Raw genomic sequence first — 24,870 nt, 5'->3', positions numbered from 1 at the left:
GCCCCGGCGTCTTTCGGGACGGCGGGGCCCGAGGCGTCTGCTCAGAGAGCGGTCGGCACGGTGAGGCGGGGGCCGGTGCAGTGGTTGGCGTCGAGGAGGTTGTTGGTCGCGGTGACGGAGAGGGCGGCGGTCTGGCGCAGGGCGTCGAGGGTGGGTGCGGGGCCGGTGACGGAGAGGGTCAGCACGACGTGCAACTGTTTGCCGTTTCGTTCTTGCACGCCCGGGAACTCCGGGCATGCAGGCGCCAGCGCGCGTGCCCACAGCGTTCCATCCAGGTTGGCCAGGGCGACCCCGCCGGGGTAGTCACGAGGTGGCGCGGCAAGTCGGGTGGGTGCGACCATTCCGGTCGTGACGAGTTCGGTGTCCCAATCGATCGTCAAGTCCATCTTGGTGCCGCGGTGTTCGAATTCGGCGATGCAGAACACCTTCGGCGCCGGCGGGCGAACATTGCCTTCGCCGGTGATCCAGGGAATATCGGGTGCTTCGACCAAACGTGCGACCTCGGCCTTGGGGAGCAACTCCCCGCAATACGCGTTCGGCGGCGGTGCCTTGGTCTCGTGCACCTGATGGGTTTTTTTCGGGGGGTCCGCGCAGGCTGTCAGGGCTCCCGCGAGAGCCAAGGCGACCGCTGCGGTCACGACGCGTTTGCCCAGGGCGGCGGTCATCATCGCAACACCGCCGGGGACGCCAGTGGCGGGGCCGAGCAGTGGTTTTGTGCGTACGCGCGATTGGCTGCGGTCACGGCGGCGTCGGCGGTCCACTGCTCCTGATCGACCCCCGGGTTTTTGCTGATCGCGGTTACCTCGATCCGAAGACGTAGGGGGTGGCCATCCAGCCCCTCCGGAGTCGTGATTTCGGGGCATGGGGCGGGATAGGCCCATGCCCGAACACCACTGTCGCGACGCGACACCGAACCGCCGGAGAAATACCGAACCGGATCGGTTGGGAATTGCCGCACGTCGTCCGGACTCAGCGCGGCGAAAGTCCAGTCCAGTCGAAGCTCGACGGCCGGTATCGGCGGCTTTGCGAGCGAGGCGTTGCAGATCGGAAGATCACGCCTGAGGGCGACCGGGGGCTTGGCTTCCCGCTTGTCCGGGGTCGGATGAACCGGAAACGTCGCCCCGTCGATCAGGTCCCAACACACCCCACTCGACGTGGCTTTCTTCTGCCCGCTCTCCGCAGTACACCCGGCAACCATCGAGATCGCCACACCCATGACCATGCCGACAGCCCAACCGGCCCGTGTCGTGGTCGACTTGCCTGCCGCGAACGGCTGCGCGAAAGAGCGTCTCATTGCCGCCCCTGGGTGAACTTCAGGTCGGACGTTCCCTCCACCAGAATGCGGTGGACTTCCCTACCCAAGTCCTTCTGGATCTGGTGGGTGTCGGCTCCCACCGGCCACTGTTCTTGTGCGGCCCACTTGTTGAACAGGGTACTCATCCGCGTCTCGACGTCCAGATTGTTATCGGCGGCCTGATTCGTCACCGCGCCCGAGCTGTCCACCGTCTCCTTCTCCGCCCAGAAATCGGAGAGCAGGTTCATGCCTCGTTGCAGGAGGTCACCCGACACGCCCGGGGCCAGATTGAGCAGAAAGCCCGGCCCGTGATAAAGCGCTTTGCTCTCCCAGAGGACGGCGTGGTTGTACTTGGCGTCGTCGCCCGCCGCGAGGTCGGCCGCAGCTTGATTCCGTGCGGCGTTGATGACGGATAGGGAATTGGCGGTATCTTTCCAGGCGTTTTCGACCATCCTGGGTTCCGTGGCGTACGGCTGTGCATTGATCGTGTACATCCCGTACACCTGTTCGGCATTCAGGAGCAATGCGGCGGACTTCGGGTCGGCGGACAGGCCGTAGAGGACATTGCTCAGCTCGTTGCGCCGGAATACGGCAGAGGAGCCGACGTTCCACCCGCCGGCCGGCGGGTCGACCGGGGAGCCGGGCAGTGCGTTGAGCGTGCCGTGGACATCCGCGATGTACGGCGTCAGCGAATTGGTGATACTTCCCCGGAGTTCGGCCAGTATCTGGCCCTGATGGTCGCCCTGCCCGTAGATCTTCACCACTTCGCCGACCAGCGCCGCCGAAGCTGCGCTGTGTGGTGGGGCCGGGTGGACGGGGTCGGGCGGTTGTCCGTAGGGGATGCCCGTCGCGCCGGCCTGAAGCGCCTTGCCCGCCGCGTCGAGGTAGGCGCCGGTGATCGCTTCCTTGTACGCGCCCACCGAGGCGCTCGGGAAACCGCGTTCGTTGAGCAGGTAGTTCAGGCGGTCGTGCATCTCGCCGGGAGCGAACACGCGGCCGTCGGGGCCTTGGTCGCGGCCCGAGAAGAAATCGAGGGCGACCTTCGGATCGTGGGACACCGCCTTCATGACGCCGATCATCGGGTCGACGCCGCCGCCCGGGGTGCCGCTCAGGTCCAGGGGGAACTGCATCGGCGTGTTCGTGTCGCGTCCCCAGATTGGTGGCTTTCCCTTCTGCTGCTCGTAGGAGAGCGTGTCCTCGGCGACGGTCCGCAGGAACCGGGAGTCGTAGTTGCCGTTTTCGAGGAGTACGCCGAGCATCTGGAAGCCGGTGACCTTCGAGCCGATCGATTGGTTCTTGGCCTCGGGTAGCAGGATCTCCTTGCGGGATGCCTCCCGAAGGCGGGTCATCCAGTCCTTGTTGTCGATCAACTTGGGGCTGGCCGAGGCGAGGGATGTGCCGAGGTCTTGTTGCAGCAGGCGCATGTCGGCGATCCGTGGGTCGCCCGGCGTGCTGTGCGAGGTCAACTCGGCCAACGACAAGGTCTTGTCGAGCAGGCCGTCCGGGCCGAGCTTGATCATCAGGGGCTCGGTGAAGGCCGGGTCGTTCTTGTTGTTGTGGACGAGGTTTTCGAGTTCGCCCAGTTCCTTGGGGTTCAACGACCGCAAGCGGCCGAAGAGATCGTTGGCGCGGACCGCGTCGGCGGCGGGGCCGCCGCCGACTGCGGAGGCGTTGAACTTGTCGGCGGCGCCGTAGTCCACGTCCGCGCGGAGGGCGGCCGACGCGCGGGTGTCGGCGTCGGTTGCCGAGCGGAGCGCTTCGGCGATGCGTGGGCCGAGGGATTCGGCGGCGGCCTTTTGGGTCGCCGCCATGTTCGCCGCGAGCGCGTCCGTGCCTGCCGTCCAGGTCAGGCCCCCGTCCGGCTTGACCTGGAGGCCCTGGGTGCGGGCCTCGTCCACCAGCCCGCGCAGCGCGGTCTGCGCCCTTCCGATGTCGCCTGCCGCATCCCGCAGGATCGACGCGATCGCGCCCGCCTCGTTGTGCGCGGCCTCCAACTGGTCCAGCAGGCCGCGCAGTTTGCCGGCGGCGGCCTTGGCGTCCTGGCCGGACCACACCGCGCTCGTGAGCGGCGCGATGACCTGCTGATTCGCTTGGTCGCGCTTGCCTTGAAGGGATTGCTGCAAGCGCTGCCAGTTGTCGGCGAGCGCGTTCAGGGATCCGACGTCGAAGTTCAATACCTGATCGAAGGTCGGCATGCCGTCCGTCAGCCCTTTCCGCCACTCATCAGCTGGTACGCCCGATCCTCGGCCAGCTCCCAGTTGGCGGCGGTCGCGAACAAGCCGCCGGCCTGGCCCTTCATGTCGTTGCCGACCGCCTGGAGCTTCTTGTCCCAGCGCTCGCGGACATGCGCCACGGCCTTGCCCAGTTCCCAGCCGCCGAGTTGGGAGGCCAGTGGGTCGACGGCGGCCAGGGCACGTTGCCCCGACGACATCAAGTCGCCCCCGGCCGTGTCCAGTTCGTTGGCGGCGCTGCGGATCTTGGCGGTCTCGACGAGTACCCGGTCGCGGCTGCCCTGTCCGCTCGGCGGGCGCGGGGCGACCGGTTGGCACTCGGGCGGCACCCGGCTCGGGGCTATTTCCTTGCGCGGCTGGAGCCCGGGTATGTCGCCGGGGGAGTCGGCGGACCCCGCTGTTCCGGAAGAACCGGAAGAACCGGAGGAGCCGGAAGAACCGGAAGACCCGGAAGAACCGGAGGAGCCGGAGGAGCCGGAGGAGCCGGTGGACCCCGGGTCGAGGGCCGACATGATCTTGCCTGATCGTTGTCCGGACATGACTGGTTGTCTCCCCCGAGTGGCGTTCCGTCGTGACGCAGGCGCCAACTCTAGCGACGGGGTCCGAGTGGCGTGGCCGGCTTGTCGATTCGTGATCCACGGCCGACGTGGGAGGCCGAGGGGCTCTGGTAACTTCCGAGATGGCGGCCCCCGAGGGTGCGCCCCGGACGAGATGTGCGCCGTACCCGGCACGCCAAGACGACGCACGCGGGAGCTGCGGTGGTCGCGTTCGGGGTGGGTACGGCGGTGGCGCGTGGGTTGGACGTCGCCTGGATTCACGGGTCGGAGTCGGCCAAGCACAACGCCGATGTGGACATCCAGGTGCACGCCTACGACGCGCATACGGTGATCCTGCGGCAGAACATGGCGATCAACTACGAGGCGCCGTTCATGTTCCTGCTGTTCGGGAACGAGCGGGCCGTGTTGATCGACACCGGCGCGACCGAGTCGGCCGAGTTCTTTCCGCTACGGCGGGTGGTGGACGAGCTGATCGCGGACTGGCTGCGGGAGCATCCACGGGACGACTATCGGCTGTTGGTGCTGCATACCCATCCACACGGTGATCACGTGGCGGGCGATGGGCAGTTCGTGGATCGGGCGGACACCGAGGTGGTGCCGGCCGGGGACACCTGGGCCCACTTCGGGTTCGACGTCGAGCCGGATCGGTTGGCTCGGGTGGATCTGGGTGGGCGGGTGCTGGAGTGCTTCGCCGGGCCCGGGCATCATCCGGAGGCGGTGGTCTTCCACGACGCGCACACCGGGTTTCTGCTCACCGGGGACACCGTCTATCCGGGGCGGCTGTACATCGTGGACTGGGCCGCGTTTCGGGCCACCATCGACCGGATGATCGCCTTCGTGGCGGACCGGCCGACCTCCCACGTACTGGGCTGTCATATCGAGATGACCCGCAAGCCGGGCGTGGATTACCCGATCCTCACCACCTATCAGCCGCATGAGCCGCCGCTGCAGATGAGTGTGGATCGGCTGCACGCGATCCGGCGGGCGATCGACGAGGTGGACGCGGCCGGCGCGCGACCCGGGCGCTATCGGTACTCGGACTTCGTACTGTGCCTCCGGCGGAACCAGGGCTGAGGCCCGGGTGGGGCTGACGGTGAGGTCGAGTACCGTTCCGGTTCGGGGAGGGTGATCCACCTCATACCGTGGCGTCGTAACGGTCCGGGTGGCAAGTGTCGTCATCTCCTCTGGTAGCGCCGCGACTTAGGGAGATCAATGCCGAATTGGGCATCGGGTGGGGGATCCGCTTCGAGGGACCGGAGACCTCGCTCGAAACGACGGATACGCAGGGCCCTGCCGGCGCTCGCCGTGTGTGTGGCGCTGCTGGGCGCGGGTGCGTGTGGCGGGGGCGACGAGAAGAAGGTCAAGAAGAAGGACGACAAGGTGGAGGCGGTCGCCCAGACCAAGGCGCCCACCGCCCCCGAGGACAACGCACCGAAGACCTCCAAGGCCGTGGTCGCCGTCGAACCGAAGGACGGCGCGACCGAGGTGCGCACGGAGGGTGTGCTCAAGGTGAGCGCGACGGCCGGGAAGCTCACCCAGGTCACCGTGACCGGTTCGCAGGGCGGCAAGCCGGTCGAGGGCACCATCTCGCCGGACGGGGCCGGTTGGACGCCCACGGCCGCGTTGCAGACCGGTACGAAGTACTCGGTCTCCGCGACCGCGACGGACGCCGCCGGGCTGGTCTCCGCGTTGCAGTCCTCGTTCACCACACTGACCCCGGCCAACACCAACTACGGCGTGTTCAACATCGACGCGAACGAAACGTACGGCGTCGGCATGATCGTCTCCATCGAGTTCACCAAGCCGGTCAAGGACAAGACCGTGGTGAACCAGTCGGTCACCGTCACCGCCGACCCCGCCGTCGACGTCAAGGGCCACTGGTTCGGCAACCAGCGCCTGGACTTCCGCCCCGAGCAGTACTGGAAGCCCGGTACCAAGGTGACCCTGCACCTGAACCTGGACGGCAAGCAGCTGTCCCCGGGTGTCTACGGCCAGCAGAAGAAGGACGTCACCTTCATCGTCGGCCGCGCGCAGACCAGCGTCGCGGACAACTCCGCGCACACGCTGACGGTCACCCGCGACGGTGCGCTGCTCAAGAAGCTGCCGGCCAGTCTCGGCGACGACGAGAACACCACGTACAACGGCAAGATGACGATCATGTCCAAGGAAGCCACGGTGCACATGACGTCGCAGTCGGTGGGCCTGGCCAAGGGCGTGTACGACATCCCGGACGTCCCGCACGGCATGCGGCTGAGCGTGACCGGCACCTACGTACACGGCAACTACTGGCGCGACCCCCCGCCGTTCGGCAAGGAGAACACCAGCCACGGCTGCGTAAGCCTGCAGGACGTCAAGGGTGGCGGCGACCCGAGCATGAACGCCGCCTGGTTCTACAAGGAATCGCTGATCGGCGACGTGGTCGAGGTGATCCACTCGCCGGACAAGGTGATCGCACCGGACAACGGCTGGAGCGGCTGGTCGATGGACTGGGCCGGGTGGACGGCGAGCTGATCGGCGAACTCCAGGCATCCTGAGGTGCCTTGATACGTAAGGTGCTTTGATACGTAAGGTGCCTTGATGCGTAAAGTGCCTTGATGCGTACGCCCGAAGGGGGCGGTGCCGGTGGTCGGCACCGCCCCCTTCGGGCTTTCTTTCCCGGGTTGCGCTGTTGCGCTCGGTCAGCCGCGCGGCTGGTCCGGACCCGAGTGGTACGGCTGTTGCGGTTGTTGTTGGTTCGGGTGCTGCTGCTGCGGCAGCGGGTGGTACGGGGCGTTGTGCTGCGGCTGCCCCTGGTACGGCTGTCCCTGGTAGGGCTGCCCCTGGTGGGGCTGTCCCTGGTACGGCCCCGCCCCGTACCCGCCCGCCATCTGCGGCTCGGTCACGAGCGTACGGTCCGACGCCCCGGGGTCGTTCGGGTCGTACGCGCCGCCCGATTCCGCCGAGCCCTGCGTACCACCTTTGCCGGCGGCAGCAGTGCCCCGGTGCGGCCACCACAGGCCGCGGCCCAGGATCGCCGCGATCGCGGGTACCAGCACGATGGACAACAACATCGAGGAGAGCAGGATGCCCACCGCGGTGGCGAAGCCGATCTCCGCCGTCGCCGGGCTGGCCGCCAGGCTGGCGAACGAACCGGCGAGCACCAGACCGGCCGTGGCGATCGCGGGCGCCGTGTGCTTGACCGCCTCGGCCACCGCCTTCCGGGCCGGGATCGGCCGTTCCATCTCCTCCCGGAGCCGGTCGCTCATCAGGATGTTGTAGTCGGTGCCCAGCGCGACCACGAACAGGAACAACACCAGCGGCAGCGTGAAGGACACCCCTTCCCGGCCCAGCATGTGCTGGAAGACCAGCGTCCCGGCGCCGAGCGTGGCCACGAACCCGAGCCCGACCGCGAGCATCAGCACGATCGGCGCGAGCAGCGAGCGCAACAGCAGGAACAGGATCAGCGCGATCAGGATCGCGGCCACCGGGAAGACCAGCTTGAGGTCCTTGCCCACCGCGCTGGAGACGTCGGCGAAGATGGCCGCCGTACCGGTGATGTGCGCCTCGGTGCCCTCCGGGGTGTTCTTCGAGATGGTGCCCCGGACCGGGCCGGTGATCAGGTCGCGGGCCTTCTGGGTGTCCGCCTTCTCGGCCAGGAACACGTCGATCCGGGCGGCCGAGTGGTCCTGGTTGAGCGTCGGCTTGCCGACCTGGCCGACGCCCTGGACCTTGCCCAGCGCACCGGTCAGCCCGGTGAGCGCGCGTTCGTCGAGCTTGCCGCCGCCCTTGCTCTGCACGTACAGGGTGTGCGGATCGGACACGCCCGCCGGCAGCGAACGGGAGATCTCCTCGCTGACCTTGATCGCGTCGGTCCTGGGCAGGCCCTCCTGGTCATAGCTCATCGCGACGCCGATCGCGCCGGCCCCGAGCGCGGCCAACAGGGCCACGCTGCCGACCAGGTAGCGCACCGGCCGCATGCTCACCTTCTCGCCCAACCGGGCGGCGAAGCCCGCCGGACGCTCCTTCTTCCAGGCCCGAGCCGGCCAGAACATCCCACGACCGCAGACCGCGAGCATCGCCGGCATCAGGGTCAGGCTGCCGAGCAGCGCGACCAGTACGGCGACCGCGATCGACGGGCCGAGCACCCGGAACTGGCCGAAGCTGGCCACCCCGAGGGTCGCGAACGCCGCCACGATGGTCAGCGCCGCGCAGGTGATCGCGTTGCCCACCTTGCCCGCGGTGATCGCGGCGGCCTCGCGCTTGTCCTGATTCGGATTGGCGCGCAATTGCTCACGGAAGCGGAACATCAGGAACAGGAAGTAGTCGACACAGATGCCGAGCAGGACGACCGGGATCAGGGACGGTACGGACGAGTCCAACTTGATGTCGAGCAACTTCGCCGTGCCCGCCACCGCGCCCGTCGCCACGCCGCTGATCAGCGTCACCGCGAGCAGCGGGAGCAGGGCGGCCAGAACGCTGCGGAAGACCAGGACGTTGAGCAGCACGATCAGACCGATCGTCAACATGCCGACCAGCGCCTGGGTGTCCTTCTCGTCGTCCGTGTTGTCGACGGTGTTGGCGATACCGCCGGTGAAACCGACCCGGAATCCGGAGGTCTGGAATTCGGTCTTCGCCAGATCACGCGCATCGCGATAGACGTCCTGGAGACCGGTGTCGTTCATATTTCCGGTCAGCGACATCGAGACCAATTGGAAGGTCCCGTCCGGGGCGACCACCCCGGGCGTGTACGTCGGGGTCTGCGAGAAGTCCTTGGCGAACTGCTCCGGCTTCGCCTTGATCGGCTTCTTGGCCAGCGCGGTCGCGGTCTCGGCGACCTTCTTCTGGTCCTGCGGGCCGATCTTGGCGCCGTCGGCGCGGGCCACCAGGACGGTCACCGCGTTCGGGTCGGGCTTCTCGTCGAATTTCTTCTCGGCGATATGGATGGCCGCCGCCGAGTCGTATTTCTTCGGCAGGAAGTTGCCGGTCGAGGAATCGGTGACGCTGTTCATCAACGGGGTTCCGACGGCGGTCAGGGCGAGGCCGAAAACTGCCCAGACAATGATCGTCAGCCATCGATGACGGGTGGCGAATGCGGTGGTTCTACGGATCATTTTCCTTCTCCGCCGTCGGATCGAAACGCAGGAGCTCGATGCGGGAACGCAACGTGGATCTCCGGATTGACTCAAGGTCATCACGGCCGACCCCCTCCGGACATCGACCGGGGGAAGGGGACCGGACCGGGACCTCGGTCCGGGACCGACGGGCAACCAGGACTCGGGTCCGGGGCCGGGGATCGCCCGTGAAGCGGTTCAAGAACGGGAGGGGAGAGGATGGAATGGATGGAGTGGATGGAGCGGATGCAATGAATGGCATGGCATGAATGGCATGCACGAACCGCGCGTCGGCGTCGGGTAGCCGGTCGGGGCCGGCGGGCGCACGGCACAGCGCACCTGCACACTTGCGGGCGACGTCGGTGTACCGACCCCGGGGGGAGGCGCCTGGCCGGCGACGCCCGTCGCCGATCGCATCGAATCGATCGACGATCGCATCGAATCGAATCCAATCGAACGACGATCGCATCGCATCGCATCGAACGGCATGAATCACGAAGGAGGCCCGCGGATGGGCGCCGACCACCCCTCAGCGGTCGGGACGGCCACGGCGGCCGTCCCCGGGCCGGCCGCCCCGGCACCGCCGACCGGGGCGGATGTCGAGGCGGTGCCCGAACCGGCGCCGACGACGGGTGTCGTGGGGCTGATCCGGCGGCGGATCCGGGCCTTTCCGTGGCTCCGGAAGCGCAACGACCTGCTGATCGCGCTCGGCTGCACGGTGGCCGACCTCGCCTCGTACCTCTCGTCCGACCATCGGGCCGGGCCGCACATGTCCGTGGTCGGCGCGCTGTTGGTCGTCTTCGCCGGCGGTCTGCTGATCCTGCGTCGGCGCTACCCGCTGTACGTACTGCTCGGGGTGGTCGCGGCCTACGTCGCGATGTCCATGGTCGTCTCGATGACCGTGCACAGCATCTCCTTGTCGCTCGTGGTCGCGCTGTACGCGGTGGCCCGCACCGGCACCTATCCCGCCATCGCCGTCGCCGGCGGTGCGATGCTGGCCGGTCAGGCGGTGCACCTGGTGCGGGAGACCGAGTCGACCCCGTGGATGTTGCCCGCCGATGCGTTGGCGATCGGCGTGGTGATCATGGCCGGCGTCGGGGTGGGCCGGTGGCGCGACCAGGTGGAGCTGAACCGGCGGCTGCTGGCCGACCGTGCGGTGGCCGACGAACGCCGGCGGATCGCCCGCGAGTTGCACGACATCGTGGCGCACCACATCACCACGATGTACCTGATGTCCGGCGGCGCGCGGGCCACCCTGGACCGCGACCCGGACACCGCGCGCGAGGCGCTGATCACGCTGGAGTCGTCGGGACGTACCGCGCTGCGCGAGATGCGCCAACTGCTCGGCGTACTGCGCAGCACCGACGTCGCCGAGGACGCGCCCGCCGAACCCCAGCCGGGGATGCACGAGATCGACCGGCTGCTCGCCGAGTCGCGCGCGGCCGGGCTGCCCGTCGAGTACGAGGAACTGGGCGAGTCGCGGCCGCTGCCGAGGGCGATCGGGCTCACCCTGTACCGGATCGTGCAGGAGGCGCTGACCAACGCGCGCAAACACGCGGGCAACGCGCGGGCCTTCGTCCGGGTCGAATACCGCTCGGATCGGGTCGCCGTGGAGATCTGCGACGACGGCGACGGGCGTGGCGGGGGCGGTGGGCGCACCGGGATGGCGGGCGGCGGGTACGGTCTCCTGGGCATGCGCGAACGAGTCGCCGTGCACGGTGGCACGCTCGAGACGGGCAGGCGCGCCGAGGGCGGCTACCGGGTGGCGGCACTCGTACCGCTGCCGCCGGTGGAGCCAGGAGAGGACTGGAACTGATGGGCGTGGACGACGCATCCCGGGTATCGCCGGGATCCCCGGCATCTCCGGGATCCCCGGCATCCCCGGCATCCCCGGTCACCGTGCTGCTCGCGGACGATCAGCCGCTGGTGCGTCGGGGCTTGGCCCTGATCCTGCGCTCCGACCCGGGCATCGAGGTGATCGGCGAGGTCGGCGACGGCGCCCAGGCCGTCGAGGCGGCCCACCGACTGCACCCGAACGTGATCCTGATGGACATCCGCATGCCGGTCCTGGACGGCGTCAAGGCCACGGCCCAACTCGCCGAGGAACTCCCCGATTGCCGAGTGCTGGCCCTGAGCACGTTCGACATGGACGAGTACGTGGTCGGCGCCCTGCGCGCGGGCGCGATCGGCTTCCTGCCCAAGGACGTCCTGCCGGAGGACCTGATCGCAGCGGTCCACACGGTCCACTTGGGCGAGGCCGCGGTGGCGCCGCGCTTGCTGACGCGGTTGATCGAGTCCTTCGTCAAGGCCCCATCGGCCCCACAGACCTCGACGACGGGCCTGCGCGACCTGACCCCGAGGGAGGTCGAGGTGCTGAGGCTGATCGCGGCGGGGCTGGACAACGCCGAGATCGCTCAAGCGATGAGCATCGGCGTCCAGACGGTGAAAAACCACGCAACAGGCTTGTTCGCAAAGCTGGGCGTCCGGGACCGGGCGCAGGCGGTCGTATTCGCCTACGAGTCGGGGCTGGTGCAGGCGGGGCGGGCTACGTAGCGGCGCAGCGCGGAGAGGGCGACGGCGTGGCGCTCAGGGCATCCAGGGCCCGGTGGGGGTGCGTTGGGGGTCCGGGTCGTCGTGGCGTCGTCGAGCAGGCTCATCGCTGTCGTTGATCCTGCGGTGGGGTGCCCTTGCCGAGCGTCGACGCATTCCCTTTCCCTGTCCTGCACGGCGTTTGGTTCCGGGGCTTTGGCTCCCGTATCCGGTATGAGGAGCGGTGTCGGTCCGAACCACGGGATGGACCCGGCGCGTGGGCGCCGGGTCCATCCCGTGGTGTGCCGATCAGGTGGAGTTACCAGGTGCCGGGTGGGGCTCTCCAACCTTGGACGGGTTGCTTGAGGGTGCCGTCGGTGTTGCCGAGCAGTGTGTTCAGTGTGGTGCTGCCGTCGTTCCATTCGTACATGGCGGCGATGTCGTCGCGTCCGTCGCCGTTGTAGTCGCCGGTGACGGGGTAGGCGTAGGTGGTGTCCCAGGTGCCGGGTGCGGAGCGCCAGGCGGTGGTGGGGTTGGTGAATCGGCCGTCGGAGCCGGTGGGGAAGACGCGGAATTCGGTGACTCCAGCGCCGAGGTCGTACATGGCGCCGACTTCGGCGTGGTGGTCGCCGTTGTAGTCGCCGGAGGTGAGTTGGACCTTGTTCCAGTCCCAGGTTCCGGGGGCGGCGCGCCAGGATTGCACGGGTGCGGCGAGGGTGCCGTCGGGTTGGGCGAGGAGGGTGTGGAGGGTGACGCTGCCGTCGGACCAGCCGTAGAGGGCGGCGATGTCGGCGCGTCCGTCGCCGTTGTAGTCGCCGACGGCGTATTTGGCGGAGTTCGCGTTCCAGGTGCCCGGTGGTGACTGCCAGCCGGGGATGGGGGTGTCGAACGTGCCGTCGTTGCGGATGATCCAGGTGCGGACGGAGGTGGTGCCGCCGGCGGGGTCCTGGACCTGGGCGAAGATCATGGCGACGTCCTTCTTGCCGTCGCCGTTGAAGTCGCCGGCCATGATGCTGGCCTTGGCCCAGTCCCAGTTGCCCGCGGGTGTGACGTAGCCGGGGACCGGGCCGGAGAAGACGCCGCCGGGCTGGGACATGAACTTGAACAGGGATGTGCTGCCGTCGTTCCACACGTGCAGGGCGGCGATGTCGTCGCGTCCGTCGCCGTCGAAGTCGCCGACCGTGTACTTGACGCGGGTGGTGTCCCAGTGTCCGGCCGCGCTGAGCCAGACCTGGCGGGGCGGGGCGAAGGTGCCGTCGGCGTTGCCGGAGGAGACGAAGAACGCGGTGGTGGCCTGGCCGTAGTCGTAGACGGTCAATATGTCCGCGCGGTGGTCGCCGTCGAAGTCCCCGGAGTATTCGTTGCGTTGGGCGTTGGTGGAGTCGTTCGGAAGGTGGTCGAGGGTGGCTCCGGTGGTGGCGTTCCAGCGGATGTAGCCGCCCTGGAAGTCGCTGCGGCGTCCGCCGGTGACGTCGTATTCGTTGCTCGTGGGGAACCCGAGATATCCCTGTTCCCAGCCGAGTGCGGCCCACCGGTTGCGGATGTTGCCGTAGACGGCCCAGGCCCCGCCGCTCGGTGTGGTGTAGACGGATCCGTTGTCGATGCCCGCGCCGGGGGTGCGGAAGTGGGTGTAGGTGCCGGGTTTGGTCGGGGTGTTGGCCTGTTCGGTGGCGGGGAAGCCGAGGGGGCCGCGGGGGCCGCCGGTGGCCTGCCAGCGGTTGTAGGTCTCTCCGCTGATCAGGTGCGCTCCGGTGTCCGGGGTCCAGGTGACGGCGCCGGCCCCGGTGTTCGCGGTGCCCGCGTAGCGGGTGACGCGGCCGATGTCGGTTCCGGCGCCGTCGCGTACGACGTCCTCGTCGGAGACGGGGTAGCCGAGGGGCCCGTTCAGGCCGCCGCTCTGCAGCCACCTTGTGCGCGTGCCGCCGCGCTGGGACCAGGCACCGGTGGTGGGCGACCAGTTGATGTGCGCGTCGGTGAGGGCGCCGTTCCCGGTGCCCTGGAAGTCGGCGAATTTCCCGATGCCGCCGTCGCCCTGCACCCCACTCGTCGGCAGCCGCAGCGGCCCGGTGGGTCCGCCGGTGGCCTTGTATTTGGCGAGGATGGGTCCGCACAGGTCGAGCTTGACGTTGGCGTCGCCTGCGGAGGGGTATTTCTCGCAGGTGGTCCAGGGCGTCTGGTTGTCGGCGATCAGTCGCATCGGACCGAAGGTGTTGCCGTCGGGGCCGGGTGCGATCCCCAGCGCCACGTACAACCGCCCGTCCGCGGCCTGCGCCCAGAGGTCGGCCCGGCCGTCCCCGTCGAGGTCCCCGTCCGAGTTGAGCTTCGGATACGCGGCCGCGTCGAATCCGGTCCCGATCACCGTCCGAGCTGCGGTGTTGCCGAGCGCGGTGACGTCGGCGCCGCCGTCGGCGTTCTTCCTCGACGCGTACTGGAAGAGTTGTCCGGTGGTGCGGTCGCGTGCCCACAGGTCGGGGAGGGCGTCGCCGGTGGTGTCGCCGGGGGCGATGAGGTCGAGGTTGGTCCAGTCGGCGGCGCCGAGGGGGATGGCCTTGTCGAAGGCGCCGCCGCTGGTGTCGCCGTGGAAGAGCCACAGGCCGCTGGTGCCGTTGCCGTTGTCCTCGACGGTGAGCAGGTCCAGGCGCGCGACGCCGGATCCGGTGAGGTCGTTGTCGACGTTGCCGGGGGCGAGGATCTGCCGCACCCGGGTCCAGTCGGTGGTGTACGCGGCGCAGGTGCCGTTCGGGCGGGAGGGGTCGAAGCAGATGGTGGGCCGCGTGACGACGTCGCGGACCGCGCGGGTGAAGTATTCGCCGTGGGCTCCCGCGCCGGCGGTGGCGTAGCGATAGAGCTGTCCGCCGGCGTGGGCGTAGAGGTCGTCGTAGGTGATGCCGGCGCCCCCGCGGTGGGTGATCAGTGACCCGGTCCACGTGGGTTTGCCATTGGGGCCGGGTGGTCCCTGGACGGCACGGGATGCGATGGTGCCACCGGCGGCGGGGTCGGTGTCGGCGGAGTACATGCGCAGTGCGCCGGTGTCGTCGACGGTGAGCAGGTCGATGCGTCCGTCGCCGGTGATGTCGCCGAGGGTGGTCTTGGCGTTGGGGTTGGAGGGCGCGTAGAACTTGTAGATGGTGGGTTGGGAGCGGTTGCCGGCCCTGTCCACGGTCTGGGCGTAGAGCGTGTTGGTGCCCCAGTTGACCACCGGCAGGGCGTCGGTTCGCCAGAGTTTGTTGACGTCGTCCCAGGTGGCGCGGGCGGCGCCGCCGACGGGGATGACGGCGTTGAGCGCGTATTCGACGGTGTCGACGCCGGAGGCGTTGTCGGTGGCCGTGAAGGCGAAGGTGCCCTTGTCGCCGGCGGTCTTGCCGCCGCCGTTCGTGGGGTAGTCGACGCTGGCGACGGTCGGTGTGGACGGTGGTGTGGCGTCGACGGTGAACGTCGTGTCGGGTGCCCAGTCGCCGGACATGCTCTCGTCGTCGGCGCGCACGGACCACCGGTAGCTCTTGCCGTCGGCGAGGGTGCCGGCCGGAAGGTCCGCGCGGGCCTCGTGGCCGTTGGCACCCCACGAGACCCACCCGCTGTCGTACACCAGCGGATCGCCGTTGCCGACCTCGCGCAGATTGAACTGGCCCTTGACGTTCTGCGGTCCGTCGGGGTCGGTGAGGGTGGCGTGGAGGCTGACCCCGCCGACGGCGGGGTTGACGGCACCGATGTATCCGGCGTTCCCGGAGGCGGCGCCGTTGACGGGTACCGGCGTCATCCGCAGGTTGGAGGGGGTGTTCGGCTTGGTGTTGTACTTGACGGTCAGGTAGGCGTCGGCGGGGTTGTTGGAGAAGCGCTTGAACGCCGCGGGATCATTCTCGTCGCCGAAGAGGCCGAAGGTGAGGATGCTCTCGCCCGCGCGGGCCCTGACCTGGTCGGTGATGCCGAACTCGGCCAGGCGCGGGCCGCATTCGCCCTTGGTGTTGGAGTTGGGGACCCGGATCGTGGACCACAGGCCCCAGTCGGCGGGTCGGGTGTTCCAAGTGGTGTGGGAGTCGAGGGTGTTGGCGACCTGGTGGAGTTGAACGGGGTAGGTGCTGGTGTTCTCGCACGACCACGCGGAGGAGGAGACCTGGGTGGCGTAGAACTTGGCGTCGATGATCTGCTTGCCGGGGAGATTGAGGGCGACGCTGTAGTAGGTCTTTTCGATGCCCTTCTCGGTTTCCCAACCCTGGTATCCGACGCCGGGCTTGTATTTGTTGCTGGTGTTGCCGGGGGTGTCGCGGTAACCGGGGGCGTCCCAGACCCAGTTCCACTCGCCGGCCTGGGTCTTCTGGGTCGGAACCCAGGCGGGGTCGATGTAGACGGGGAAGACGGTGTCGGGCGAGGCGAGCACGCCCCGGTCCGCAGTCAACGTGAGGGAGCCGGCCGTCACGGTGGTGCCCAGGGGCACGGTGGTGGCGAGGGTTCCAGGAGCGTCGGATGTGGAGACGAGGTCGCCCCCGGGGCTCGACCCGGTGTCCGGTGCGCCGGCCGCGAGCGTGGACTTCGTCCTCGCAGCGCCGCTCTTGGGGGTGGTGCGCGAGTCCCACATGATCGGGGTGGGGGCGCGGAAGGCGGTGGCACCGTCCGGGGATTTCGCGGCGAGAGCCCCGTTGTCTTCCCGGGTGACGGTGACGCCCTCGGTGCTCATGCCGAGCCTGAGGGTGGCCAGTTGCGGGTTGGCGGCGGCCTGAGCGTTCTTGACGATCAGGGTGTGCGAGAACCCGCCCTGCGCGGTGGCGGTGACCTTGAGGTCGACGTCCGGCAACACCGAGGAGTACAGCGCCCCGTCGGCGGTGACGACGGGCGCGGGCAGCGGTGTGGGCCAGGTGAAGGTGACTTTGCGGTTTCCCTCGCCCATGGACGCCAGCAGCGTGGTGCCACCGCCGCCGAGTACGAGGTCGCCGGTGGTGCTCGCGGGTCGGACAGTGCCGTCCGCGGCCCGGGCGAGGGTGGGGTCGAGATCGCGCCAGGTCCCGGTCTTCTTCGTCCGTGAGGGCTGCGCGGTGCGTCGGAGCTTGAGCGAGCCGTCGGGCTCGGCGGTGACCGTGTCCGTCTCGGTCGTCGCCTCCGGCACCGGCACCGGCACCCCGTTGCGCACGGCCTGCGTGGTGGCGGCGGTCTCGGCCGCAGCCTTCGCCTCGGCTGAGGGGGCGCCCGCCGGTGCTGCTGTGCCCGCGCCGGCAGCTGCGCCGATGGGTGCGTTGCGGGGTGCGGCGCCGGCCGCGCCGGCCGCGCAGGTCATCGACAGGGTGACCAGTCCGCAGACCAGGGCCGACAGGCGTCGCGGGTGTGGGCGTGCGGGGGGAGGCGGGTGCCCCATGGAGGGTGCTCCTCGAAGAGTCGGTGCTGCGGGGCGCGAACGCGCATAGATGCGCGGAACCTACCGGTTGGCCACAAGCTCTCACCGTGTGGCGCAGATCACGTCGACTCATTGGATGTATCGACAAGGATGCAAGTCGCCTGTAAGTGCGGATGGAATGCCGAACTATGGTTCCCAACGGGCGATTTGGACTTGCTGGGGACTCTCGGACGGCCCTTGAGGTTGTAGTGACGAAGCACACATCTACTCTCGGGAACTGCCTTTACCCGCACGGGATTTACGGCCTACGGTGCGCTCCGTCTGTGATCTTTCGCCTGCTCGGGGCGGGATCCGTCCGGGTGGGGGTTGGTTGTCATGCGTGGTTGGTCGTGGGGATCGAGGAGGTCCCGGCGCGGTCGAGGGTCCAGCGCGGCGCGCCTGTTCGTGACGGGCGCGACGGTCCTGGCGTTGACGGCGAGCGTGGGCCCGGCCCAGGCCGTCGACTGGATCGAATCCCGTCCCGCCGACGAGGGATGGTCCCCACGCGACCTGCCCAAGACGCCCTCCGTGCACGGGAAGAAGGCACCCAAGCCCGACGCGCGCCCCCTTGCCGGCGACGGCCACCGCTCGTGGAAACCCACCGCGACCACCTGGCCCAGGCAGGCCGAGGCCGAGACCGCCCCCGCGCCCGCGTCGTCGTTCGTCGCGCGGGGAGGATCGTCGTTGCTGGCCGCCCCCACCGGCGGGAACGCCCCCGGCACCCCGGTATGGATCACCACCCCCGACACCACCGCCCCCGGCCCCCTCCGCTCGAACACCCTCACCGCCCCCGCGACGGGCGCCGGGAACACCCCGGGGCGCGTCAAGGTCACCGTCGCCGACCACGACACCGCCCAGAAGGCCGGCGTCGACGGCGTCCTGATCACCCTCCGCCCGACCGATACCGCCGGCACCTCCGGCAGGGTCACGGTCGGCGTCGACTACACGGCGTTCAAGGACGCGTTCGGCGCGGACTGGTCCTCCCGCCTGCGCCTGGTCGCCATGCCCGAGTGCGCACTGAACACCCCCGACATCGCCGCCTGCCGGGTGAAGACCCCCGTGGCCGGCGCGCGCAACGACCGTGTGAAGCGGCGGGTGATCGCCGACGTCGACCTCCCCGCGGGCGTCGCGGGCTCCCCGTCGGCGACCGGGTCGGGTGCGATGGTGCTGGCGGCGACCGCCGACGCCTCGGGCCCGTCCGGCGACTACAAGGCCACCTCCCTGTCCCCGTCCGGCCAGTGGTCGGCGGGCGGCAACTCCGGTTCGATGAACTGGTCGTACGGCATCGGCGTCCCACCGGCGATCGGTGGCACCGCGCCGACCGTGAATCTGTCCTACAACTCCGGCTCGGTGGACGGTCGTACGACCTCCACGAACAACCAGGCGTCGTGGATCGGGGAGGGCTGGGAGTACTCGCCCGGTTTCGTCGAGCGCTCCTACCAGTCCTGCGCACGCGACGGCCAGGACAAGTCGGGGGAGAAGTGCTGGTCGAACCAGAACTCCCTGACCCTGTCCCTGAACGGCAAGTCCTCGACCCTGGTCCAGGACGACGCGGACAAGTCCAAGTGGCGCCTGGAAGGCGACGACGACTCCCGTATCGAGCCGTTGACCGGCGCGGTCAACGGTGACGACAACGGCGAGTACTGGCGCCTGACCACCGGCGACGGCGTGCAGTACTACTTCGGCGTGGGCCACAAGCCCGGCGGCGACAACACCGACCCCGCCACCAATTCGACGTGGTCCGCACCCGTCTACGGCAACAACGCCGGCGAACCCTGCAACAAGGCATCCGGCTTCGACGCCTCGTGGTGCCAACAGGCCTGGCGCTGGAACCTCGACTACGTCGTCGACGCCCGCGGTGGGATGGTCACCTACTGGTACAACGCGGAGACGAACCGGTACACGCGCGGCGCGGTCCTGGTCGGCTCCGGCACCCTGACCGAGTACACCCGGGGCGGCACCCTCGCGAAGATCACCTACGGGTCGAAGAAGTCCGACACCACGCAACCCACGGCCCAAGTCGTCTTCGACACGGCGGAGCGGTGCCTGAAGAAGGACGGCTTCGACTGCGACCCGGCCAAGATGACCAAGGCCAACGCGTCGAAGTGGCCGGATGTGCCGGTCGACAAGCAGTGCGCGACGTCGGGCAAGTGCGAGGAGTACGGCCAGACATTCTTCTCCACCCGCCGCCTCACCAGGATCACCACTCAGTCCCTGGTCGGCTCCGCCTACCAGACCGTCGACGAGTACGCGCTCGACCAGGACTACCCGGACCCCCTGGACGGCTCCTCGCCGACGCTGTGGCTGAACTCGATCACCCGCACCGCCTGGGACGGCACCAAGAAGATCGACATCCCCTCCGTCGACTTCACCGGCCAGGGCATGGAGAACCGGGTAGACGCCGCCGGCGACCTCGCCCCGCCGATGAACCGCCGCCGCCTGACCGGCATCACCAACGAGACCGGCGGCCAGACCACCGTCAAGTACAACAACGCCGAATGCACCCCGGCCACGCTGCCCACCCAGGACGCCAACACCAAGGCGTGCTACCCCATCTGGTGGAACTACGACCAAGAGGCGGAACCGGTCCTGCACTGGTTCCACAAGTACACCGTCGCCGAGGTCACCGAACACGACATCGCCACCACCACCCCCGACCGCTCGACCCGCTACGAGTACGTCGGCGGCGCCGCCTGGCACCGCGACGACTCCGAGCTGACCGAGGACAAGGAAGCGGGCAAGCCCAAGAGCAAGGACCGCCGCACCTGGAACCAGTTCCGCGGCTACGGCCAGGTGATCACCCGCTCGGGTGTGGCGCCGGAGACCCGCGTCACCCAGTCGGCGACGTTCTACCTGCGCGGCATGGACGCCGACGTGAAGAAGGACGGCAGCAAGCGCGCCGTCACCCTCACCGACTCCACCGGCACCACCCTCGTCGATGCGAACCAGCACGCCGGATTCGCCTACGAGACCCAGACGTTCACCGGCGACGGCGGCACCGTCGCAGCGACGTCCCTCAGTACCCCGTTCTCCTCCGCGGCCACCGCCACCCACACCCGCGCCCGCGGCCTTCCCCCGCTCACCGCGCAGCGCACCGCCACCTCCAAGAACCGCAACCGCAGCCTCCTCGCCGACGGCACCACCTGGCGCGAGACCTCCAAGACGACCACGTTCGAGGCGGTCCACGGTCTTCCGGAGACGGTGTCGGACAGGGCCGACGGCCTGCCCGAGTACTGCACGAAGACCACGTATGCGCACAACACGAGCGCGTGGATCATCGGCAAACCCACCGAGGTCCGATCCCTGATCGGCACCTGCGAAACCACAGCGTCCAAGGACACCGTGTACGCGTGGTCGCACACCCTCTACGACAACAAACCGTTCGGTGAGGTCGGTACGGTCGGCGACGTCACCTCGGCCGACGCGGTGATCGACTACAAGGCGGACGGCACCCCGAACTGGGTGACCACCACGAAGTCGGAGTTCGACGCGTACGGCCGTGTCACCAAGGCCACCGACGCCGAGAACAAGGTCACCACGACCACCTACACCCCCGCCGCGGGCACCCTGCCCACCACGGTGGTCGTCACCGGCCCCACCGGCTGGACGTCCTCGACCACCTATGCCGGGGCGCGCAACCTCCCCGTCAAGGCCCTCGACGCCAACGGCCTGACGGTGGAGCAGGAGTACGACACCCTCGGCCGGCTGATCGCCGTATGGAAGCCGGGCCACACCAAGGCCGACAACGCGGACCTGCAATTCGCGTACGCCCCCAGCAAGACCGGCCCCTCGGTGGTCACCACCCGCACCCTGACAACCGACAAGAAGTACGCGGTCTCGCACCGGATCCTCAACAGCTTCCTCCAGGAACGCCAGACCCAGTCGAGCACCGCCAACGACGGCTTCGGCCGGCTGATCACCGACACCTTCCACGACAGCCTCGGCCGCCCGTTCAAGACCAACCAGCCCTATCTGGACGAAACCTCGGACCCGGACACGACCGTCTTCGTCGGCAACGACAACGAGATCTCCGGCCAGAACGCCGTCGTCTACGACGGCATGGGCCGCACCACCGCCCAGACGTTCTCCTCCAAGGGCATCGAACAGTGGCGCACCACCACCACCTACGCCGGCGCCGACGAGACCCGGGTCACCCCGCCGCCGGGCGGTGTCGCGACCGTGTCCATCTCGGATGCCCGCGGCAAGCCCGGTGAGTTGCGCGAGTACAACGGCGGAGTCCCCACGGGCACCGACTACTCGAAGATCACCTACACGTACACCCCGCGCGAGGAACTGAAGTCGGTCACCGACGCGGGCGGCAACACCTGGACGTACACCTACGACTTCCTGGGCCGCAAGACCCACGTCGAGGACCCGGACAAGGGCCCGTCCGACACCCGCTACGACCTCGTCGGCCGGGTGATCGGCACCACAGACGCCCGCGGTCAGAAGCTCGCCTACACCTACGACGCGCTCGGCCGAAAGACCGCCTCCTACAAGGACTCCGTCTCCGACGTGAACCTCCTCGCCGAGTGGACCTACGACCGCTATGCGAAGGGCCAGGCGGACGGCTCCTCCCGCTACGTCGGCGGCAGGAGCGGCGCCAAGTACACGAACGAGATCACCGGTTTCGAATCCGGCACGTACCGCCCCACCGGCACCCGTACCACCATCCCCGCCGCCGAGGGCAAACTCGCCGGCATCTACACCACCGCCACCACCTACGAGCCGGTCCTGGGTCTGCCGGTGGCCACCGACGCCCCCGCCCAGGGCGGCCTCCCCGCCGAGACGCTGCGCAGCACCTACAACACTCGCGGACTGCTGACCAAGTTCGGTGGCGAAAGGGCCTATCTGAACCGGGGCATCTACGACGCCTTCGGCCACAACATCCGCGCCACCCTCGGCGACGCGCCCCGGCAGGCCGCGTTCACCAGCGACTACGACCCCTCGACCGGTCGCCTGTTGTCCACCAACTGGGACAAGCAGACCTCCACCACCACGAGCGTCGACGCCACCACCTACACCTACAAACCGTCCGGCGATGTCACCTCCATCAGCACCAGGCGCGACAACAACACCACCGACACCCAGTGCTTCACCTACGACGGCAAGCGCCGTTTGAAGGAAGCCTGGACCGACACCGCCGGCACCACCACCCTCCCGGCGCCCAACGTCCCCGGCATCGGCGGCTGCACCACCCCGACCCCGTCCAAGAACACCGTCGGCGGCCCGGATGCGTACTGGCAGTCCTTCGACTACGACGTCGTCGGCAACCGCACGAAGCTCGTCGAGCACGACGCGACGGATGACCCGACGAAGAACGTCACCACGGAGTACGGCTACCGGGCGGGCGCCGCGTCTACGGACCGCACCCACCGCCTGGACACGGTCACCGTCAAGACCGGCACCCGCGAAGCGGTCACCACGGGCCTGACCTACGACCAGTCCGGCAACACCAAGACCCGCCCCGGCGCCGACGCCAACCTCCAGACGTTGACCTGGAACGAAGAGGACAAGCTCACCAAGGTCGCCTCCGCGACCGGCAACAGCGACTACGTCTACGACGCCGACGGCAACCGCATCATCCGCCGCGAGGCCGGCAAGACGACCCTGTACCTCGGTGGCGACGAACTCACCACCAACACCGACCAATCCGGCCCGGTAATCGGCACCCGCTATTACCCCACCGCCGGCGGCGCCACCGTCGTCCGCAACAGCACTGCCGGACTCACCTACATGGCGGCCGACCACCACGGCACCCCGGTCAGCACCCTCGACGCCGCCACCCTGACGGCAACGCGCCGTCAATCCAAGCCCTTCGGCGAACCCCGCGGCACACAGCCCACCAAGGCCAACGGCCAATGGCCCGACGACAAGGGCTTCCTCGGCAAGCCCATGGACTCAACCGGGCTGACCCACATCGGTGCCCGCGAATACGACCCCACCCTTGGCCGCTTCATCAGCGTCGACCCGCTGATCAACCTGACCGACGCCCAACAGATCCACGGCTATACCTACGCCAGCAACTCGCCCCTCAGCGCCAGCGATCCTTCAGGAATGGGCGAGATCTGGGGCGACCCGGATATCGACCACACCTGGAGCAACGAACAGCGACACAGCGGCAACGGCCCCTCCAAGGCAGACACCGCCGGAACGTTCAATGACGAGCCACCAGTCTCGAGTTCTCACCCCAAGCAGCCAGTTCTCTCAAACGGGAAGAAGGGAAGCGGGAAGAATCCTCCGCCCATCGGTCCTCGAGTTTCCCAGGCGCCCAAGGAAGTTAGCTGGTGTGGGATTTGCTTGCTCACCAAGCCAGTTCCCCAAACAGCGATACTCGCTGCGGACAATGCCCCAGAGCCCTGGGTGCTCGATTGGACTCCGAATTGTGGGATGGATTCGCAGGCAGAGAATTCACTATGCTCTTCGTCGAACGCCCTGCTTACCGCTGGATCAATGGGTGTGGCCATACCCCAAGGAATGATCCAGGACATTAAGTCGGTTGCTCCGGACGGAACGAGAGTACGCGCACCGGGAACCCCGGCTCTAGCCAAATGGGGAAGAGGTGTCGGGGTTGTCGGGCTAGGCCTGACGGCTTGGTCCAACTATGAAGCCAACAATAAGGACGGTGTGACGACGCGAGGCGTTGTGGCGGCAACTACCGAGACCGGTTTTGACTTCGCCTATGTTGGCGGTGCTACGATCCAAGGTGCTGTCTGGGGAGGGAGAGCAGGTATGGTGCTCAGCCCCGTCTTCGGCCCTGCCGCGCCTTTTGTTGGCGCGGGCGCCGGCGCCTTTGTCGCAGCAGGGCTTGCAACCATCACGTCGCCGACAATTAAGAACGGATTTAAGGATGCCTATCACAAGCTGTTTGGCTGAGTAATACCTTCGGAATGATGAGCGAGGCCAGTGGTACGCTGGCCTCGCTTCTCCTTCGTTATGTTCGTGATGAAAGAAATCGTGTGAGCGCTTCAGGTCAAGGAGTACCGGAAGAAGTTTTCTCGAACACTCTCGGAATTTCTGAGCCAGAATGGCTTTCCTTTTTGCGAGAACGAAAGGTCCGCCGTGATCGTTCTGATAGTTCTAATATTGTTTGCGGGCTTCTCTACATGGAATCTCTACTCGCTTTGGCGTAATTCTGAAAGTGAAAAGGCGGTTGATGCGGCATATCGAATCTTTGGTTTCCGTGACAGCCTTCGCAGGGGGATTGTCAGGGCGCAAGTGGCATTTTGTGGTATATTTTGGTGCATTCTAATCGGCTTTGGAGCGTCGATTCTCGGTGGGGATGATCCCTCGAGTATTTCGGCGATAACTACGCTGGTTGGCATAGGGGTCGGTGTGCCGGGATTTGTGATCCTGGGGGCTTTGATTGTCGTGATCAATCGTCCAAGGTCTGTGGTGCCACCGCATATGCGCAAGGATTCCGGTTTGCTAAAGAAGCGTCCGTCTCAATCTGGAGAAGGATGACTAGTCGTCCGGGTGGCTGTATTTTGTGGCGGTTTCTATATCGATAGGGCTGTAGGTGCATCGCTGATGCGGCGGTTGCCGACCTCTAATGCAACGCTCAACGGTTGAGTGGTGCAGGATCGCCTTTCTAGCCTTGATGCTTCGTGACGGGTCGTCAGTGGGCGGGCTGACGACCCGTCACGAAGCATCAAGGCTAACCGTCGCCACCGGCGGAGCCGGTAGTCGCTGTCACCGCAGCCAAGACTGCCGGGAAGCCAGTGAAGAAGAGAGCGGGACGTCACCGGACTGACCACGTTGGGTTGTTTCCGGAGGGCGCCGACATCAGAGTGAAAGTCCCCGCCGA

The 24,870-nt window shown here is 67.9% G+C and carries 12 protein-coding genes and 1 riboswitch; of the genes, 6 read left to right on the top strand and 6 right to left on the bottom strand.

What is annotated here, in order from left to right; genetic code table 11:
- Positions 1-41: 41 nt before the first annotated feature.
- The 4 genes from ABIA38_RS35440 to ABIA38_RS35425 are packed head-to-tail and all read right to left on the bottom strand — an operon-like array spanning position 42 to position 4,064.
- Entirely contained in the window at positions 42-668 is a 627-nt protein-coding gene (locus tag ABIA38_RS35440) for a hypothetical protein (protein WP_424643051.1), read from the bottom strand.
- A complete protein-coding gene (locus ABIA38_RS35435; protein ID WP_424643050.1) occupies positions 665-1,294 on the bottom strand; it encodes a hypothetical protein in 630 nt (209 codons plus the stop codon). Before ABIA38_RS35435 ends, ABIA38_RS35440 begins: the two co-directional genes overlap by 4 nt.
- Positions 1,291-3,489 (bottom strand): hypothetical protein, encoded by a 2,199-nt coding sequence (locus ABIA38_RS35430; protein WP_424643049.1) that lies wholly within the window; start codon positions 3,487-3,489, stop codon positions 1,291-1,293. Before ABIA38_RS35430 ends, ABIA38_RS35435 begins: the two co-directional genes overlap by 4 nt.
- Positions 3,490-3,497: 8 nt before the next feature.
- The gene (locus ABIA38_RS35425; RefSeq protein WP_424643048.1) at positions 3,498-4,064 is read right to left on the bottom strand and encodes a hypothetical protein; all 567 of its coding nucleotides are present in this window, start codon (positions 4,062-4,064) and stop codon (positions 3,498-3,500) included.
- A 141-nt stretch (positions 4,065-4,205) separates the two neighbouring features.
- Positions 4,206-4,272: riboswitch (guanidine-III (ykkC-III) riboswitch) on the top strand.
- 11 nt (positions 4,273-4,283) lie between these two features.
- Here ABIA38_RS35425 and ABIA38_RS35420 point away from each other — a divergent pair.
- Both ABIA38_RS35420 and ABIA38_RS35415 read left to right on the top strand, forming a co-directional pair.
- Positions 4,284-5,156, top strand: a complete 873-nt coding sequence (locus ABIA38_RS35420; protein ID WP_424643047.1) for an MBL fold metallo-hydrolase — start codon at positions 4,284-4,286, stop codon at positions 5,154-5,156.
- Positions 5,157-5,387: 231 nt separating this feature from the next.
- Entirely contained in the window at positions 5,388-6,593 is a 1,206-nt protein-coding gene (locus ABIA38_RS35415; RefSeq protein ID WP_424643046.1) for a L,D-transpeptidase, read from the top strand.
- Positions 6,594-6,760: 167 nt separating this feature from the next.
- Here the strand turns inward: ABIA38_RS35415 and ABIA38_RS35410 are convergent, their stop codons facing one another.
- Positions 6,761-9,172, bottom strand: coding sequence for an MMPL family transporter (locus ABIA38_RS35410; RefSeq protein ID WP_424643045.1), 2,412 nt, complete (start codon positions 9,170-9,172; stop codon positions 6,761-6,763).
- Positions 9,173-9,683: 511 nt separating this feature from the next.
- Here ABIA38_RS35410 and ABIA38_RS35405 point away from each other — a divergent pair.
- Together ABIA38_RS35405 and ABIA38_RS35400 are read left to right on the top strand one after the other, a co-directional pair.
- On the top strand, positions 9,684-10,988 hold the full coding sequence (locus tag ABIA38_RS35405) for a sensor histidine kinase (protein ID WP_424643044.1): 1,305 nt from the start codon (positions 9,684-9,686) through the stop codon (positions 10,986-10,988).
- A complete protein-coding gene (locus ABIA38_RS35400; protein WP_424643043.1) occupies positions 10,988-11,725 on the top strand; it encodes a response regulator in 738 nt (245 codons plus the stop codon). The genes ABIA38_RS35405 and ABIA38_RS35400 overlap by 1 nt, the downstream gene beginning before the upstream one ends.
- A 295-nt stretch (positions 11,726-12,020) precedes the next feature.
- Here the strand turns inward: ABIA38_RS35400 and ABIA38_RS35395 are convergent, their stop codons facing one another.
- Positions 12,021-17,045, bottom strand: coding sequence for an FG-GAP-like repeat-containing protein (locus ABIA38_RS35395; RefSeq protein ID WP_424643042.1), 5,025 nt, complete (start codon positions 17,043-17,045; stop codon positions 12,021-12,023).
- 423 nt (positions 17,046-17,468) lie between these two features.
- On the opposite strand from ABIA38_RS35395, the gene ABIA38_RS35390 reads away from it, so the two are divergent.
- Together ABIA38_RS35390 and ABIA38_RS35385 are read left to right on the top strand one after the other, a co-directional pair.
- Positions 17,469-23,939: an RHS repeat domain-containing protein gene (locus ABIA38_RS35390; protein ID WP_424643041.1), complete on the top strand. Its 6,471-nt coding sequence runs from the start codon at positions 17,469-17,471 to the stop codon at positions 23,937-23,939.
- A gap of 186 nt (positions 23,940-24,125) precedes the next feature.
- Positions 24,126-24,527 (top strand): hypothetical protein, encoded by a 402-nt coding sequence (locus tag ABIA38_RS35385; RefSeq protein ID WP_424643040.1) that lies wholly within the window; start codon positions 24,126-24,128, stop codon positions 24,525-24,527.
- Positions 24,528-24,870 lie beyond the last annotated feature (343 nt).

The sequence above is a fragment of the Embleya sp. AB8 genome (assembly GCF_049739465.1).
Taxonomy (GTDB): Bacteria; Actinomycetota; Actinomycetes; order Streptomycetales; family Streptomycetaceae; genus Embleya.
This window is presented reverse-complemented; position numbering and strand designations above follow the sequence as displayed.

Excerpts from the sequence above, each read along its gene's own strand:
- ABIA38_RS35425 (WP_424643048.1), bottom strand. The coding sequence starts at position 4,064 with ATGTCCGGACAACGATCAGGCAAGATCATGTCGGCCCTCGACCCGGGG.
- ABIA38_RS35440 (WP_424643051.1), bottom strand. The coding sequence starts at position 668 with ATGATGACCGCCGCCCTGGGCAAACGCGTCGTGACCGCAGCGGTCGCC.
- ABIA38_RS35410 (WP_424643045.1), bottom strand. The coding sequence starts at position 9,172 with ATGATCCGTAGAACCACCGCATTCGCCACCCGTCATCGATGGCTGACG.
- ABIA38_RS35435 (WP_424643050.1), bottom strand. The coding sequence starts at position 1,294 with ATGAGACGCTCTTTCGCGCAGCCGTTCGCGGCAGGCAAGTCGACCACG.
- ABIA38_RS35405 (WP_424643044.1), top strand. The coding sequence starts at position 9,684 with ATGGGCGCCGACCACCCCTCAGCGGTCGGGACGGCCACGGCGGCCGTC.
- ABIA38_RS35430 (WP_424643049.1), bottom strand. The coding sequence starts at position 3,489 with ATGCCGACCTTCGATCAGGTATTGAACTTCGACGTCGGATCCCTGAAC.
- ABIA38_RS35400 (WP_424643043.1), top strand. The coding sequence starts at position 10,988 with ATGGGCGTGGACGACGCATCCCGGGTATCGCCGGGATCCCCGGCATCT.
- ABIA38_RS35395 (WP_424643042.1), bottom strand. The coding sequence starts at position 17,045 with ATGGGGCACCCGCCTCCCCCCGCACGCCCACACCCGCGACGCCTGTCG.